Annotated in this window: 12 protein-coding genes; 1 reads left to right on the forward strand and 11 read right to left on the reverse strand. The window is 56.9% G+C overall.

What is annotated here, in order from left to right:
• Positions 1 to 39: 39 nt before the first annotated feature.
• The 5 genes from ldtD to cmoM form a co-directional block, all read right to left on the reverse strand.
• Positions 40 to 1863, reverse strand: a complete 1824-nt coding sequence (gene ldtD / locus SK58_RS16035) for a L,D-transpeptidase (protein WP_047062305.1) — start codon at positions 1861 to 1863, stop codon at positions 40 to 42.
• A 179-nt stretch (positions 1864 to 2042) separates the two neighbouring features.
• The gene (gene mukB, locus SK58_RS16040) at positions 2043 to 6491 is read right to left on the reverse strand and encodes a chromosome partition protein MukB (protein WP_017693693.1); all 4449 of its coding nucleotides are present in this window, start codon (positions 6489 to 6491) and stop codon (positions 2043 to 2045) included.
• Positions 6491 to 7195, reverse strand: a complete 705-nt coding sequence (gene mukE, locus SK58_RS16045) for a chromosome partition protein MukE (protein WP_017384823.1) — start codon at positions 7193 to 7195, stop codon at positions 6491 to 6493. Before mukE ends, mukB begins: the two co-directional genes overlap by 1 nt.
• Positions 7176 to 8498 carry a chromosome partition protein MukF gene (gene mukF, locus SK58_RS16050; protein ID WP_015570962.1) on the reverse strand — a complete coding sequence of 441 codons (1323 nt, stop codon included), beginning with the start codon at positions 8496 to 8498 and terminating at the stop codon, positions 7176 to 7178. Before mukF ends, mukE begins: the two co-directional genes overlap by 20 nt.
• Before the next feature lie 3 nt (positions 8499 to 8501).
• On the reverse strand, positions 8502 to 9281 hold the full coding sequence (gene cmoM, locus SK58_RS16055; RefSeq protein WP_048220196.1) for a tRNA uridine 5-oxyacetic acid(34) methyltransferase CmoM: 780 nt from the start codon (positions 9279 to 9281) through the stop codon (positions 8502 to 8504).
• Between the two features lie 120 nt (positions 9282 to 9401).
• Between cmoM and elyC the strand changes: the two genes are divergently transcribed.
• Positions 9402 to 10181, forward strand: a complete 780-nt coding sequence (elyC, locus tag SK58_RS16060) for an envelope biogenesis factor ElyC (protein WP_015570963.1) — start codon at positions 9402 to 9404, stop codon at positions 10179 to 10181.
• On the opposite strand, the gene SK58_RS16065 is transcribed toward elyC, so the two are convergent.
• The 6 genes from SK58_RS16065 to msbA all read right to left on the reverse strand — a co-directional run bounded on the left by SK58_RS16065 (position 10158) and on the right by msbA (position 16160).
• The gene (locus SK58_RS16065) at positions 10158 to 11051 is read right to left on the reverse strand and encodes a YcbJ family phosphotransferase (protein WP_003858216.1); all 894 of its coding nucleotides are present in this window, start codon (positions 11049 to 11051) and stop codon (positions 10158 to 10160) included. The genes elyC and SK58_RS16065 overlap by 24 nt on opposite strands.
• Positions 11052 to 11193: 142 nt before the next feature.
• Positions 11194 to 11940, reverse strand: a complete 747-nt coding sequence (kdsB, locus tag SK58_RS16070; protein WP_017693695.1) for a 3-deoxy-manno-octulosonate cytidylyltransferase — start codon at positions 11938 to 11940, stop codon at positions 11194 to 11196.
• A complete protein-coding gene (gene ycaR / locus SK58_RS16075) occupies positions 11937 to 12119 on the reverse strand; it encodes a protein YcaR (RefSeq protein ID WP_003858220.1) in 183 nt (60 codons plus the stop codon). The genes kdsB and ycaR overlap by 4 nt, the downstream gene beginning before the upstream one ends.
• A 45-nt stretch (positions 12120 to 12164) precedes the next feature.
• A complete protein-coding gene (locus tag SK58_RS16080) occupies positions 12165 to 13394 on the reverse strand; it encodes a winged helix-turn-helix domain-containing protein (RefSeq protein ID WP_032671220.1) in 1230 nt (409 codons plus the stop codon).
• Between the two features lie 43 nt (positions 13395 to 13437).
• Positions 13438 to 14415 (reverse strand): tetraacyldisaccharide 4'-kinase, encoded by a 978-nt coding sequence (lpxK, locus tag SK58_RS16085; RefSeq protein ID WP_017693696.1) that lies wholly within the window; start codon positions 14413 to 14415, stop codon positions 13438 to 13440.
• Positions 14412 to 16160, reverse strand: coding sequence for a lipid A ABC transporter ATP-binding protein/permease MsbA (msbA, locus tag SK58_RS16090; protein WP_017693697.1), 1749 nt, complete (start codon positions 16158 to 16160; stop codon positions 14412 to 14414). The genes lpxK and msbA overlap by 4 nt, the downstream gene beginning before the upstream one ends.
• Between the last annotated feature and the right edge of the window lie 8 nt (positions 16161 to 16168).

A 16168-nucleotide genomic window follows, 5' to 3' on the forward strand; every position in this document is an offset into this window, starting at 1 on the left:
CCATAACTTACGACAATCATTTTTACCGAACTACTTCATTTACCTGATTAATTGTTCCGCTTTTGGCAAAATTTGTGCGCCGGATCGCGCTGTCAGATCATAATTGTAAATATCTGTACGATACTGGGTGCGTCCGTCCGCGCCTACAAACGCCGTCAGATAGTAAAGATTGACCGGAATATTGTGGCGAATATTGACGTAACGCGTATCCCCCTGCTTCAGGGCATCTGATATCCGCGCATCGTTCCAGCCTGCATCCTGCAACAGCATATTCGCCAGCTCGGAGGCCTTGTTCACGCGAACACAGCCCGAGCTGAGCGCGCGTGCATCTTTCTGGAACAGATTATGGTTCGGGGTATCATGCAGGTAGATAGCATCCGAACTTGGCATATTGAATTTGTAACGTCCCAGCGAGTTATGTGCGCCAGGTGCCTGCTGGAAACGGAACGGCAGGTTCGAAGGCGTAATCGTTGACCAGTCGACCATCCAGGGGTCAATCGCTTCTTTGCTGTTCCAGCCACGCATCACCGTATAGTTATGTCGCTCCAGATAACCCGGGTCATTCCATACCTTAGGCAGGATATCTTTGCGCGCCAGCGTCGGCGGCACGTTCCACGGCGGGTTAACCACCACGTTATTCAGCGCGCTGCTCATCATTGGCGTTTTACGGTCAGGTCGGCCGACAATCACGCGGGACGCCAGAACTTCGCTACCGTCCTGATAGTAGACCAGGGAGTACGCCGGAATGTTGACCATAATGCCGGTGGATAACGTGCCCGGCAGCAAGCGCAAGCGCTGGATATTCAACGCCAGCACCCCTGCCCGCTGGGCCGGAGAGACGTTCAGCCAGTCGCGAGTAGATGGACCAATCACGCCGTCAGCGCCAAGCCCCTGCGCGGCCTGGAACTGCTTCACTGCGGCGACCAGCTCGCGATCGTAAGCGGCGGGCTTATTGCTCAACGCAACGGCCGTTTTCTCTTTTACCGGCGCCGACGGGCTGACGACCGCATTTTGCGTCTCGTCACCGGGCAGAGCAATTTTAGGGCCGCTGTCAAGAATGCCGGAGCGTTTCATAATTTCGCGGATCGCAGGCACATCGCTGCTCCACTGCCCCGGACGCAGCGTTGTGGTGCCACGCAGCTGAGGCCACGGGCGGGAATCCGCGACCAGCTCAAGAAGCGACTGATGCATCGTGGCATATTGCGGATGGGCAGGCGCAAGGCTTGCGATAAAGCGCGGCAGTTCGCCGTTATCCAGCGACAGCTGCCACTGATTAATTACGGACAGCGCAGGCGTCGCCAGCTTGTACGGTTTACTGCTGTATAACCAGCGGTTGCCGTTCACCGAAATCCCCGCCACAAACTGTAAGTAGCCCATCATGGCATCAGACAGCACCACGTCACGCGCCTGTCCGGAAACGGCAGGGTCGGTCAGGAGCTCAACCCAGGTCGTGAACTGCGGCTGAAAACCTGCAATCGCCACTTCAGCCAGTTGCTGCTGGAAGGCACGTACCGCCTCGCGATTTTCCCACATCGGTTTCATATCGCGCGCAGCGTAAAGCAGCGTGAGCTGGTTAATATAAGCGGGAGTATAGCCCGAGGGCAGGCCGGTCATAAGCTGCTGGCGTAATGATTCAGTATCGATGCCTTCCGGCAGCGGTTTAATGCCGGCCATGATGGCCGTCGCCGGAGACTGATCCAGCGGTTGTGACAGCGACGTCGGCTGCGCGCCCATCGTCGCGGAGCTGTCAGTCGGTACAATTTCAGGCTCATCGGCCTGAGCGGTAAACAGTGGAGCAAACATCACTGTCAGGCACAAACTCAGCGCAGACAGCTGACGACCACGATTTTTCTTAAGCAACATCCCTTGCCCCCTGTTTTTCACGACATGCCCATTATTCTGGAGCTTTCCTTCAGTATAGAAAGGCATACTCGCTGCTGCCTTACCTTATGTAAAGAAGTTTAAAGATAACGCAGCCCTGAACACAAGTTAAGTGAATAAAAAAAGCGGCGCATGAGCGCCGCTATTTGTCGCACCCCGGGTTAAGAGGCGTCAGCCGTGCCCGGTAATGACTCCGGTGGCTGCGGGGCGAAACCACGCAGGCCCACGACGTGTACGTGTTCACTGTTCTGAAACACCTTACGCACCAGCTTATAGGTTGTCCCTTTTTCCGGACTGATGTTTTCCGGCGCCGCGATGATGAGCTGCATATCGAGTCGCTCGCAAAGCTCAAACAGCGTGGCGATGGAGCGGGCGTCGAGACGCGCGGCTTCATCGAGGAACAGCAGACGGCATGGCGAGATGTCTTTGCCGCGCAGACGACGCGCTTCATCTTCCCAGCTCTGCACCACCATCACCAGAATCGACATACCGGTACCGATGGCTTCACCGGTAGAGAGCGCACCGGATTCCGCGCGCAGCCAGCCGTCTGAGCCACGGTTAACCTCAACTTCCATTTCCAGATAGTTGCGGTAGTCCAGCAGCTCCTCGCCGATGGTTTGCGGCGTACGCTGGCCCATGTCAATCTGCGGATTCAGACGCTGATATAGCTTCGCCAGCGCTTCGGAGAAGGTCAGGCGGTTACTGTTGAACAGATCCTGATGCTGTTCGTGCTGTTCAGACAACACGTCCAGCAGCGTGGAGTGCGCCTCACGCACGTTCACGTTCAGCCGCACGCTGTTGACCTGGCCAAACGACACGCTTTGCAGGCCCTGGTTCAGCTGACGGATACGGTTCTGCTCGCGCTGAATGGTTTTACGAATAATATTCGCCACGCTGCGGGAGCTGATTGCCAGCTTCTGCTCGCGGGAGGTCAGCTCCTCCGTCAGTCGGCCCAGCTCGATCTCCATCTGTTCGATCGCTTCCACCGGATCGTCGGTACGGATGATGTCCTGACGAATACGCTCGCGTAAGTGCTGATAAACCGCCACGAAGAACTGAATTTTGCGCTCAGGACGCTTCGGATCTTCGGACATACGCAGCACGTCGCGCAGGTGTTCGTTATCCGCCACCGCCAGACGCAGCGCCCCCAGCGCCTTATCCGACATAGAGCGCAGTTCATCGGCTGACAGGTACGCCAGCTCGCGACGATGCAGACGACGCTCCACGTTGTTATCTTTCACCATGCGCATCACCGCGCACCACCCCGCCTTCGCGGTCACAACCTGTTCACGCATCTCATGATAGTCACGCTCCAGCTTGCGCAGGCGTCGCGTCAGGTTGTCCATCTCTGCTTCACAGAAGGTCAGCGCTTTTTCCAGCTGATTACGACGCGCGCGGTTGTTACTGAGCTGAGCATGCAGCTCATCGCGGCGAATACGCGCCCGCTCTTCTGCACCGCTGTCGGCGCGCACGCCGATGTCCTGCAACTCTTTATGCAGATCGTTTAACAGCTCTTTCTTGGTGTCGAAGGAGCTTTTCAGCGAGGCCATGACCTGGCTGTACTGGCTCAGCTGTGCGGCGTGAGTACGCATCGCTTCACGGGCGCGCGTACGCTCTGCTTCGGCCTGCTCAAGACGCTCGCGCAGCTTTTCATTAAGATCACTGTTCCCGCTCAGCATTTCTGCTGAATCGGAGTAGCCGAAGTGTGCGCGACGTTGCACCACTTCCGTCAGGGCAAACGCCTGCTGACGCGCTTCGCGCTGCACCTGCTGTGACCAGGCGTAATCTTCTTTTAACTGCTCAAACTGTTCCGGGTCGCTCTGGAGAACGGAAACCATCGGCTCCAGTTTTGCCAGCTGATTGCCGTGCTGCTGCACAAAGCGCGCCGCTTCCTGCGCTTCGTCCAGACGTTCCTGAATTTCGTCCACGCGGTCGGCGAGCGTATCGTCCGCCAGCAGGTTCAGGCGCGGCAGGATGCGGTTAAGGGCCGCAACGCCCTCTTTCGCCTGCTCGAACTGCACGCGGCTTTGCTGGTTGTCATTTTCATGGCTGGCAAGCGCACGCTCCAGCTCACCACGGCGGGTGTTGAGCTTGCGGATTTCAGCTTCCGGATCGGGCTCAAAGGCAACGCCCAGGTGGCTGCCGATAAAGCGGCTGAAAGCCTGATGCAGACGCTGCGTTTTTTGAACATCAAACGACAGGGTTGCAAAACGTTCAGAAAGCGTTTCGCGCTCAGCGTGCAGGCTTTCAATACGGTTTTCACGCGCGGCGCGGCCAAACAGCGGCAGTTCCGGGAAGCGCGAATAGCGCCACTGGCGATCGGCGATTTTCACCACCACCGCTTTTTCCAGCTCGTCGACGCTGAATACGCTGTCATCAAACGACTGCGGATCCCCTTCGATGAGGTAGAGATCTTCCGGGCAGTCTTCCAGCCCTGCAAGCTGGTCCGAAATCAGCGACAGATCCGGCACCACAATCGCGTTACGGGATGGACCGTACAGCGCGGAGAAGTACGGCGCATCGTCCAGGCCGACATCGTCGTAAATTTCAGACAGCAGCACGCCGCCGAAACGCTCGGCTAAGGCATTCAGGCGCGGATCTTCTGAGCCGCCAGGCTGGCTTAAACGCTCGATCTCTTCATCGACGTCACGCTTGCGCGCACCCACTTCGTCACGCTCAACAATCGCTTCACGCTCGCGCTCCAGCAGCTGTTGCATGTACTCGGTGACGTCCTGGCTGGAGGCAAACTCCTGGCCACACTGTTCGCTGAGCTGGTTCAGGCTGCTTTGTGCAGCCAGCCAGATCGGCGCACGCTGTAAGAGCGTCTTCGAACGCGACTGAAGCTGTTCCAGCTCCTGACGCAGCGTCATGCGCTGTTCGCTGGCGTTCGATACGGTATCCGACAGGGCCGCAATACGCGCTTCCAGCTCCTGGTGCAGGGCCTCAAGCTCGTCGAAATCGTAATTTTTACCCTGACGCTTGCAGAATTCCGCCAGCAGACGCTCGGCTTCCTGCTGTTCACGCAGACGCTGTTCCAGCTCGTTCAGGCGCATGCGCAGCGGCTGCACCTGTTCGGCCAGATGGCGTTGATTGACGCCGTCGCGCAGCAGCTCACGGGCAACGTCCCACGCTTCGTTACGCGCCAGCGGACCGTTGATCGCCACCACCAGCTGGTACGCCTGCTCAAACTGGCTATGCGCCGTTTGCGCCACGCTCATTTTCTGATCGAGAGAAAGCAGTTTCTCAGTGGCTTCCTGCTCTTTGGCCTGGAAGGTATCCAGCCATTCGTCAGCGCTTTCCGGGGTCAGGTCCGGCAGATGGCACAGCTCTTTGGCACGCTGCAACGCCTGCAACGCCTGGTTGTACTGAATCGCACGCGTCTGCTGCACGTCCAGCGCCTGCTGGTAATCAGCAAGCTGGCTTTTCAGCTCATCCACTTCCAGCTCGGCGGCTTCCGCGCGGGCTTCGTTCTCTTCCTGCAATTCGGCAGCTTCGGCCACCACTTCATTTTGCTCTTCAAGACGAATTTGCAGCTCATCCAGATCGGCTTCATAGCGCTCGATTTTTTCCTGCTGACGCAGCGCGGTCTGCACCAGGTTCAGGTGATCGCTGGCCGCCTGGTAATCGGCTTCCAGATCCCCTTCCGCACCGTTGTGCTCGCCCAGTTCGCGCGCCATTTCGACATGCTTATACTGCTCAGCCACCAGCTGTTTGCGGGAGGTAAACAGCTCGCGGCGATACTCCAGCGCCTGGTCGAGATGAATACGGCGCTCGTTGGCGTGGCGCATATAGTCCGCCGCCACGTAGTTGGTGGCTTCGCTGATCAGGTGCTTAAACAGGTCGCGGTCAGACTGTGTGACGCGAATCGCTTCCAGCGTCATGCGGTTTTCACGCAGCGCGGCTTCCATATCCTGGAAGGCCTTACGCACGCCGCTGTTTTCCGGCAGCAGGTAGTCGCGCAGGGAGCGAGTAATGGCGCTGGAGATACCGCCGTACAGGGAGGCTTCAATCAGACGGTAGTATTTACTACGATCTGACGCGCTGCGCAGACGACGGGCTACCACGCCGAGATCGAACATCAGAGAGTGATAGTCGGTAATGGAGTTAAACTGCTTAAACTGCACGCCTTCGATAGCTTCCAGCTTGTCTTTCAGCTCCTGGAGCGTGAGGACGCGCGCCTGACGTTCATTCAGGGTTTCCGTCAGCAGCGCGGTCGGCTGTACGGAGGTTGGTAGTCCCTGGATCGCAAACGGTTTGATATCTACTTTACGGTCGCGGCCAGCAACCTGTTGCAGACGCACGCCTACAACCACGCGCTGATGGCGGGAGTTGATCACGTCCAGCACTGAATAACAGACGCCCGCTTTCAGCTTACCGTGCAGACCTTTATCACGAGAGCCGCTCGTGGCGCCCGCTTCAGTGGTGTTACGGAAGTGCAGCAGGGTCAGGTCAGGGATCAGCGCCGTCACGAAGGCCGCCATGGTGGTGGATTTACCCGCCCCGTTACCGCCGGAGAGCGTTGTCACCAGCTCATCCAGATCGAATGTTCGGGCAAAGAAGCCGTTCCAGTTGATCAGCGTTAGTGAGCGAAATTTACCGCGTTCAATCATTACTCTTCCTCCCCGCTATCCGGCTGATTCTCTTCGTGCTCGTCATTGAGCTGCAAATGGTTTTCCACCGGCATCGCTTCACCGTCACGGATCATGCGCAGCTGCGCTTCACGCGCATCGTCACCCGCACGCACGTCGGCGCCAAAACGGAAGACCGATTCGGTAATACGGAACTTGCTGCTGTCGTGACCCATGAACCAGACCATTCCCAGACGGCGCAGACGGTTCAGGGAAGAGCGAACTTTTTCCTGTAATTTCTGACGGTCCAGATCGGACCCCGTTGAGCGGTTATTCACCAGCTTGAGCAGCTTGCTTTCATCCGCCAGCGACAGCAGCTCATCGTAAAGCTCCTGCTGGGTGAAGATCCCTTCATTCGCCAGACGTTCCGGGCTGAGATAGAGGTAGCAGAGAATTTTGCCGACCATCATATCCAGTTCGGAAAGCACCGAGCGCGGAATAAGCGTGGTAGAGCGCGGACGCAGGTAGAAAAAACCTTCCGGCGCGCGGATCAGCTCAACGTTATAGCGAGCGTAAAACTCTTCCAGGTACTCCTGAAAGTCCATCAAAAAGGCGTGATTATCCAGCTCGTCAAGGCCAATGTGACGACCGGCACGCAGCTGGCTATCCAGCGCCGGAAACAACGGATTCGCCAGCGCCTGTGCCAGCTTAACTGGCATCACGTGTTCAATATTTGTCAATGACATGCGCCTGTACCTTGGCTCCGTAATCGTTAATCGGCTGCCACTTCGGCGGCAGTCCGGTGAAATCGGCTTGTGCGATGCCCAGGCGCACCGCCTGGTCTACAACAATGCGGGCAACATCGAAGTGGCGCGCGCGCGGATACTGCGCCAGATAGTCGCGTACCACGAGGCCAAGATCCAGCGGTGCTTGTCTGGTTTTGTAGACAGCGAGCTGTTCTTCGATCATCGCCGCAAGCTGCTCGCGAATTTCGTTAAATTCTTCGTATTCCAGATCCGGTGGCAGTTCACCGGTGACCTCTTCATCACGCAGCGCCATCTCTTCGTCGCGCATATCCAGCAGACGATCGGCGTTGGCGTAGGTCAGCGCCCACGGCGCATCGAAGTAGGTCTGTACCGACTGGCGCAGACGTTGAGCAAAGACGCGATTCTTATCCATATCGATGGCGGTACGGATAAATTTATGCACGTGGCGGTCGTAACCGATCCACAGGTCGATCGACTGCTGGCCCCAGCTGATAATGCGGTCAAGCTTGCTCTGCAAATCAAACACCAGACGGTCGATAAAATGCAGATCGTCGTGCGCCATCGTCGCGTCCTGAATGCGTAGCAGATTGGCCTGTAGCTTATCTCCCGCCGCCTCCAGCGTATCCTGCAACTCACGCAGCGTACCCGACGTTTCTGACAGCAAGAGTTCACAGCTGGAGATGGCCGCACGCCAGTCTTTATTAAGCAGTTGAGCGATATCGTCTTTCACCTGCTGCTGCTGTTCGTCCATCAGACGTTGAGTCAGATCGATACTGTCGAAAATCTCGGCGACCGAATATTTCAGCGGCGCGTAAACGTTGCGATGCCAGTGGAATTCGTCACCGTTTTCATCAGCCGCGTCGGCGGCACGCTTCAGCTCACCTGCAACAATAGAGAGCTGCATGGAGAGACGCAGCGTGGAAAATTCGCGCTGGCGGATGTAATAGTCGGTAATGCCAATGCCCAGTGGCGTAAGACGATAGATGGCGTTTCCTTCCGCCTGCTCGCTGGTAAAGCGGTTCAGCAGACGTTGACGCACCATATCATTGATTGCGTTGTTGGCACGCACGCTAATGGTTTCGCTGGTTTGCTCAAACGCATCACTGACGTGGCGGAACGCATCCACCAGTTCGCCTTCACTCATTTCGCCATCCAGGCGTTCGCCGTTTAGCGTCGCAACCGCCAGCAGGAATGAGAGTCTGTCTACCGGCAGCGAGATGGAGAAATCGTTTTTCCTGGCCCAGGCAACCAGTTCGGGGACTGTCTGGGAAAATTCACTCATAGATTATCCTTGCATCTGCGGCTTGCGCGCGGTGACGTGTATATAGCGGCCAAGGCTCAGATAAGGCTCCTGGCGGCAGTACCGCGTCTCTATTTCTGTTAAGGCGTCTAAACAGTCATCCTGTTTTTGTTTATCACGCAGATAATCATGAAACACCCTCACGCCGGTTTTGCCGGTAATTTCCCAACCGATCTCCTCCAGCCAGCCATAGACCTGCTGCGGTTCACGGGGGAAATCCGGTGAAAGCGTGCGTCGTTTCTTTTTATACATGCCCTGCTGTACATAGCCAAAATTGCCGACCAGCACGTTTCGCATTAGCAGGCCGTTGGCATTGTAAAACATCAGCGATAACGCACCGCCCGGGCGCAACATCGACCACAGCGTTTTTAACATCGCTTGTGGTTCGGCGATCCATTCGAGCACAGCATGAAACAATATCAGATCAATCTGCGTTTCCAAATGCTGCGGAATGTCCTGAGCGGCGCAATGTATAAAATGCATGTTGTCGCTCACACCTTTCTCTTCTGCCGCTCGCCCTGCACGCGCAACCATCTCGGCAGAAAGATCGCAAAGCGTGACGTGATGTCCCCGCTGCGCCATCAGAATTGCAGTCTGACCTTCCCCACCGCCGGCATCCAGCACGCGCAACGGTCGGTCACCGAATTCAGCCAGCAGCTTGTCCAGATCCTGCCAGAGGATCGTCTGACGAAGCTGACCTTTGGTGGTGCCATAAATGTTGCGCGAAAACTTTTCCGCGATGTCATCAAAATTGCGATCCCGCATTGGGAGGGTTCCACTCACTGCAAAACCGCTATTTTGTCACACCCGCGCGGAGAATGAACCACTCTGGTGTAATATCACCGACAATCGCCTGCTGTATGGTTAAAAAAGGAACCAAAAAGGATGCTTTTTACCCTAAAAAAATATATCGGAGGCATGATGCTTCCCCTTCCCCTGCTGTTGCTTCTCATCGCGCTGGGGCTGGCATTGATATGGTTTAGCCGCTTTCAGAAAAGCGGTAAATCCCTCGTTACCGTGGGCTGGCTGGCGCTGCTGTTACTCAGCCTGCAACCGGTCGCTGACGGTTTATTACGTCCGATTGAAAACACCTACCCGACATGGCAGGGAAATCAGAAGGTGGGCTATATCGTCGTGCTGGGCGGCGGGTATACCTGGGATCCGAACTGGGCGCCCAGCTCGAACCTGATCAACAACAGCCTGCCGCGCCTGAACGAGGGGATCCGCCTGTGGCTGGCCAATCCTGGATCGAAGATGATCTTCACGGGCGCTGCGGCAAAAACCAACCCGGTCAGTACCGCTGAAGCAGGAGCAAGAGTGGCTGAATCGCTTGGCGTACCGCGTTCCGCCATCATCACGCTGGATAGCCCAAAAGATACCGAAGAAGAGGCGGCGGCGGTGAAACAGGCCATCGGTGATGTACCGTTCCTGCTGGTGACCTCTGCTTCACACCTGCCGCGCGCAATGATTTTCTTTGAGAAGCAGGGCCTGCATCCGCTTCCTGCTCCGGCAAACCAGATGGCTATTGACGCCCCGCTCAATCCGTGGGAACGGATAATCCCGTCCCCGGTATGGCTGATGCACAGCGATCGCGTCGGCTACGAGACGCTTGGCCGCCTCTGGCAGTGGCTCAAAGGTTCGTCAGGCAAGCCAGGGCAGGAGTGATTTTGCGGCCAGATCGAAACTGGCGCGATTAAAGCGCCCGGTGTTGACCAGCTGCGCCACCTCATCCCAGAGAAGATAGAGCCAGCGTCGCCAGAGAAAGGCCTCCGCAACGGGGGCGCGCTGAAGATAGTGCCAGAGCAAATCTTCCGCCGCCCCGCCCTCGCTCAGCCTGAACAGTTCGTACTCGCGCGGCGCCCAGAGCATGATCCCCGGCCCGACCATCGCCAGCAGCTGGTCGCTGCGCGAGTCTTTAAGCATACTGCGCAGCGTGAAATTGCCGTGAACCAGCACGCAGTTGTCGTTAAAGCCCTCAAACAGCGTCGGCAGACACTCCCGGGTGCGGAATAAAATACGTTTGTCCTGCATCGTTAAACCGGTGTTGTTGAACTGGTTCAGCGTGCCCCACAGCACTTCAACACGCTGGCGATACCACAGCGGCCACAGGTTTTCCTGCGTGCTGTCCACCGCGCCAACAAGACCCCGGCTGTCCTGCCGATGCCAGGCAAGCAGAGCCTCGACAATCTGATCTTTCAGCTGTTCCCAGCGCTCCGGTGTACGCGTCGGGGCTTCAACAGAAACCCCGCGTAAACGCTCGATAAGCAGAACATCCGGGCCGGGATGCTCCTCATGGGTCATCACGCCGTAGACCGTCGGCATGCGGACAGTCCCTTCCCGCGCCAGCATCGACATTTTCCAGGCCAGCTGTCTGGCGACGCCCGGCGAGGTAAAACTTCTGGCCATCAGCGGCATGGGGTTTCCCTGACTGTCGTACAACGACCAGAGTGCGGTGTCGGCCTTTTCATTCACGCATTCCACCCGGCTTAGCTTTTCGCCAAGGAGATGGCTGAGTTCAGCACGCAGCTGTTCCATATGAGATTACCCCCATTAAGACTACTGCTTTTATAATGAGCGCGCGAAACCCGGATGTCACCCGGTAGAGATCAATAATGAAAAAGAAAAGGAAAATAGCCAGGCGGGAGAGCATCCCCCCAGACGAGGGGATGCCAGCGAATTAACGCATTTCGACGCGTACGCGCTCGAGATCTTCAGGGGTATCCACGCCGGTGCCTGGGATTTCCTGGGCAACCGCAACGTGAATTTTCTCGCCGTACCACAGCACGCGAAGCTGTTCGAGCATTTCAATATGCTCCAGCGGGCTTGGTGCCCAGACGACGTAGCGACGAATAAAGCCGGCGCGGTAGCCGTAAATACCGATGTGGCGCAGGAAGGTTTCGCCGATTGTCTCTTTCGATTGCGCGAAACGATCGCGATCCCACGGAATGGTGGCGCGGGAGAAATAGAGCGCGTAGCCCTCTGCGTCCATGACCACTTTCACCGCATTCGGATTGAACGCCTCTTCAGCGTGGTGAATCGGCACCGCGAGGGTCGCCATCCCGACCTGACGCTGAGCCAGGTTGTCGGCCACCTGACGGATAATCGCCGCCGGGATCATCGGCTCATCGCCCTGCACGTTCACAATCACCGTCTCGTCGCTGAAACCGCATTTTTCGACGACTTCCGCCAGGCGCTCGGTGCCTGACTGATGATCGGCACGGGTCATGCACACTTCCCCACCCGCGGCCTCAACCGCGCGCGCAACATCCGGGTGATCGGTGGCGACGATGACGCGTCCGGCGCCCGATTCGCGTGCCCGTTCAAGGACATGCACAATCATCGGTTTGCCATTGATATCCACCAGCGGTTTACCTGGCAGGCGCGTTGAAGCATAACGCGCAGGGATAATGACAACAAAACTCATGGTTTGATCTCTTCTGCCACCAGGGAACGGGCTTCATTTTCCAGCAGGACCGGAATACCGTCACGCAGCGGGAACGCCAGGCTGTCCAGTTTGCAAATCAGCTCTTGTTTATCCTGGCTGTAATACAGTTTGCCGTTGCACACCGGGCAGGCAATAATTTCAAGTAAACGGTGATCCATAGTTCCTCCGTATGGGTAATCGCTAAAGCTTATCACATTCCCTTTTCAGGGAGTGCCTGTTTCCCAGCCACCTCGACAGGTCGTAAACAGCCCCGCAGGCACGCGACCGAGTACAATTTCATGCGCCCCCTGCCAGCGGGCAAATTCACTGAGCGCAGTCGTTAACCCTTTTTCCAGGCCAGCCGTCACCTTTATGCCCTCTTCAAGCCAGAGCGCGATAATTTCAAGCATGCCGGTTTTACGGTGCATTTTAGCGTCCATGCGCCCGACTAGCTGGCCTTTGTGCAGCAGCGGCAAAACAAAATAACCATACTGCCGCCTGGGCGCCGGAGTGTAGCATTCCAGACGGTAGCTGAAATTAAACAACTGCCCGGCCCGCTTTCTGTCCCAGACAACGGGGTCGAACGGCGACAGCACGGCACTGTGGGTCGCCTGGAGTTTGCCCTCCTGCGCCTGCGCCAGCAGAGGGAACAAATCCGCATGCAACCACATTTCACCTAACGACTCTACCGAGACCGGCATGACGCGCTGTTCGCGCTGCCACGATTCCAGCAGTGGTTTTAGCTGCGGCTGACGCAGACGATAATAATCCGCCAGCCACTGTGGACGGAAGATGCCAAGGCTGCGGGCGCTATTCCCGAGCATGATGGCTTCGGCAGCGTCCTGAGACAGCAGGTCACGCGTATCGTCCCAGTGAGGCATAACGCGGTGTGTGAGGTCATAGACGCGCTGAAAGTTGCGACGCTCGACCACCATCACTTTGCCCGACGTAAACAGCCCTTCAAGATGGCGTTTGTGCGGTTTCCACTCCCACCATCCGCTTGCGCCTTTTCGCGGGTGTTCAAAATCCGCGGAGCGTACCGGCCCGTTTTCCTGAATATGGGCAATCAGTTGCTCTATTTCATCCGCGTGTTCCACCATCCACTCCTGACGGTATTTCCAGCCCATTTTGTCCGGGGCGAGCATGCGGTGACGCACCAGTGCAAAATCGCTGCGCGGGAGAAAACAGGCTTCGTGCGCCCAGTATTCCATCAGTTCGCCCTGACTTAGCGCATTATCCAGCCACTGCGGAGGATAGTTTCCCAGGCGGCTAAACAGGACCAGATACGGGCTACGCGCCACGATGTTAATGGTGTCGATTTGCAGCAACGACATGCGTTGCACGGTAGAGAGGATATCCGCTGGCTGCGCGCGGCGACGGGGCTTTTTCAGAAGCCCCTGGGCGGCAAGATGCAAGTTTCGTGCGGCTGCAAGTGAGAGTTGCGGTAGAGACATGCGTTTTCCTGTCAGTCAAAGCGCCACCGGAACCGCGTAGAAGTTACTGCACTAACGCGAGCAGTTCCTTGAGCAAATGTTCCGGCTGTTCGCCGCTGAGTTCAGCGTCAACCGGCAGATACCACCAGTTTTCTTTCGCAAAGGCCCGGCATTTTACCGCGTCTTTTTCCGTCATGATCAGCGTCTGTCCCGGCGTTGCCAGCCTTTCAACCTCTTCGGCAACTAACGCCTGGTGATCGGCGAGCGGCACCCGTTTATCAAGCTTTGCGCCGCACTGCTCCAGCGTTGCGAAGAAACGCGGCGGATGACCTATACCGGCCATCGCAACCAGATGTTCCAGTTGCGCGACGTCTTTACGCACGCCGGTCAACATATTCACGGCCTGTCCGGGACGAAGATGCATCGGGATTTCGCCCGCTCTGGCTTCACCACCGTTTACAATCACAGCATCGACGCTCTTCAGGCGCGACGCACGCTCACGCATTGGACCGGCTGGCAGCCACCAGCCGTTGCCAAAACGCCGCACGCCGTCAATGACCACGATCTCTTTGTCACGCGCCAGCGCGTAATGCTGCAAACCATCATCGGTAATAACGATTTGTACGTCATGCTCCGCAAGCAGTGCCTTTACGGCATCACTGCGCACCGGCGATACCGCAACCGGCGCGCCTGTACGCTGGTAAATCAGTACCGGCTCATCGCCGGCTTCAGCGGTTGTCGTAGCTGGGCTCAGCACCAGTGGATACTGCGCCGCTTTACCACCGTAACCGCGTGAGACAACTCCCGGGCGGATACCGCGCCTCTGGAGCTGTTCTACCAGCCAGATCACCACCGGGGTTTTGCCGTTTCCACCCGCCGTCAGGTTGCCGACCACCACCACCGGTACCGGTGCGCGCCAGGCGCGCTTGATCCCGAGGCGATAAAGCAGACGAATAGCACCGCTCACCAGGCCATACAGCCAGGAGAGCGGGAGAAGCAGCACCCACAGAGGGGATTCCCCCGACCAGATGCGTGCAATCATTGACCGAACTGCATTTTATGAAGCTGCGCGTAAACACCACGCTGTTCCAGCAGGTCCGCATGGCTGCCGCGTTCAACGATCACGCCATCTTCCACCACCACGATTTCGTCAGCCTGTTCGATGGTCGACAGACGGTGCGCAATAACCAGCGAGGTACGGTTTTTCTGTAATTCATCCAGAGCCGACTGGATAGCTCGTTCAGATTCCGTATCCAGTGCGGACGTTGCTTCATCGAGGATCAGAATCGGGCTGTTGCGCAGCAGCGCACGGGCAATCGCGATACGCTGACGCTGACCACCTGAGAGCAGCACCCCGTTTTCGCCAATGATCGTATCCAGACCGTTATCCATTTTGTTAATGAAGTCCATCGCATAGGCCATACGCGCCGCATTCTCAATCTCTTCACGGCTGTACTCTTCGGTACGGGCATACGCAATGTTGTTCGCCACTGTATCGTTGAACAGATGCACGTTCTGCGAGACCAGCGCGACCTGGTTACGCAGCGACTGGAGGGTATATTCCCGCAGGTCGTGACCATCAAGCAGGATCTCGCCCTGGTCGATATCGTAGAAACGGGTAATCAGGCTGGCAATGGTCGACTTGCCCGAACCGGAACGACCGACCAGCGCAACGGTTTTACCCGCCGGGATGGACAGGCTGATATCACGCAGCGCCGGCACTTCGCGGCCTGGATAGGTAAAGGTGACGTTACGGAATTCCAGGTCGCCTTTAGCGCGCTCGATCACGCGTGTACCTTCATCTTTTTCCTGTTCGGAATCGAGGATGCTGAACAGCGTCTGACAGGCTGCCATCCCGCGCTGGAACTGGGCGTTGACGTTAGTCAGCGATTTCAGCGGACGCATCAGCGCAATCATGGATGAGAACACCACCGTAATGGTACCCGCAGTCAGGGTTTCCATGACGCTCGGGAAACTGGCGGCATACAGGACGAAGGCCAGGGCCAGAGAGGCAATCAGCTGAATGATCGGATCGGAAATCGACGAGGCCGATACCATTTTCATTCCTTGCAGGCGCATTCTGTTGCTGACCTTGTCAAAGCGTTTGGTTTCGACTTCCTGACCGCCGAAAATCAACACTTCCTTATGGCCTTTCAGCATCTGCTCGGCGCTGGTAGTCACCTGCCCCATCGTATTCTGCATATTTTTACTGATGTTGCGAAAACGCTTTGATACCACGCGGATCGCGATGGAGACAATCGGCGCCAGCACAATAAGGATCAGCGACAGTTGCCAGCTGTAATAGAACATCATCGCGAACAGGCCGATGATGGATGCGCCTTCACGCACAACGGTAATCAGTGCGCTGGAAGAGGACGACGCCACCTGCTCTGAATCGTAGGTAATACGCGACAGCAGGGTGCCGGTTGACTGTTTGTCAAAGAATGAGACCGGCATCCCCATCATATGACTGAATAATCGACGGCGCATGGTCATCACCACTTTACCGGATACCCAGGAGATGCAGTAGCTGGATACATAGCTGGAGATTCCGCGTAAGATCATCAGCCCAATAACCACCAGCGGCATCCATAGCAGCACTGAACGATCCGTTTTACCGAAACCGTCATCCAGTAACGGTTTGAGAAGCGATAACATAAACGTATCGCTGGCTGCGTTGAGGATTAACGCTACGCCCGCCACGATCAAGCCTGTTTTGAAAGGAGCAATCATCGGCCAGAGCCGGCGGAACGTTTGCCACGTGGAGAGATCTTTGTCGTTATGCATTCAAAAAA

The sequence above is a fragment of the Enterobacter sp. BIDMC93 genome, assembly GCF_001037805.1.
Classification (GTDB): Bacteria; Pseudomonadota; Gammaproteobacteria; order Enterobacterales; family Enterobacteriaceae; genus Enterobacter; species Enterobacter hormaechei_C.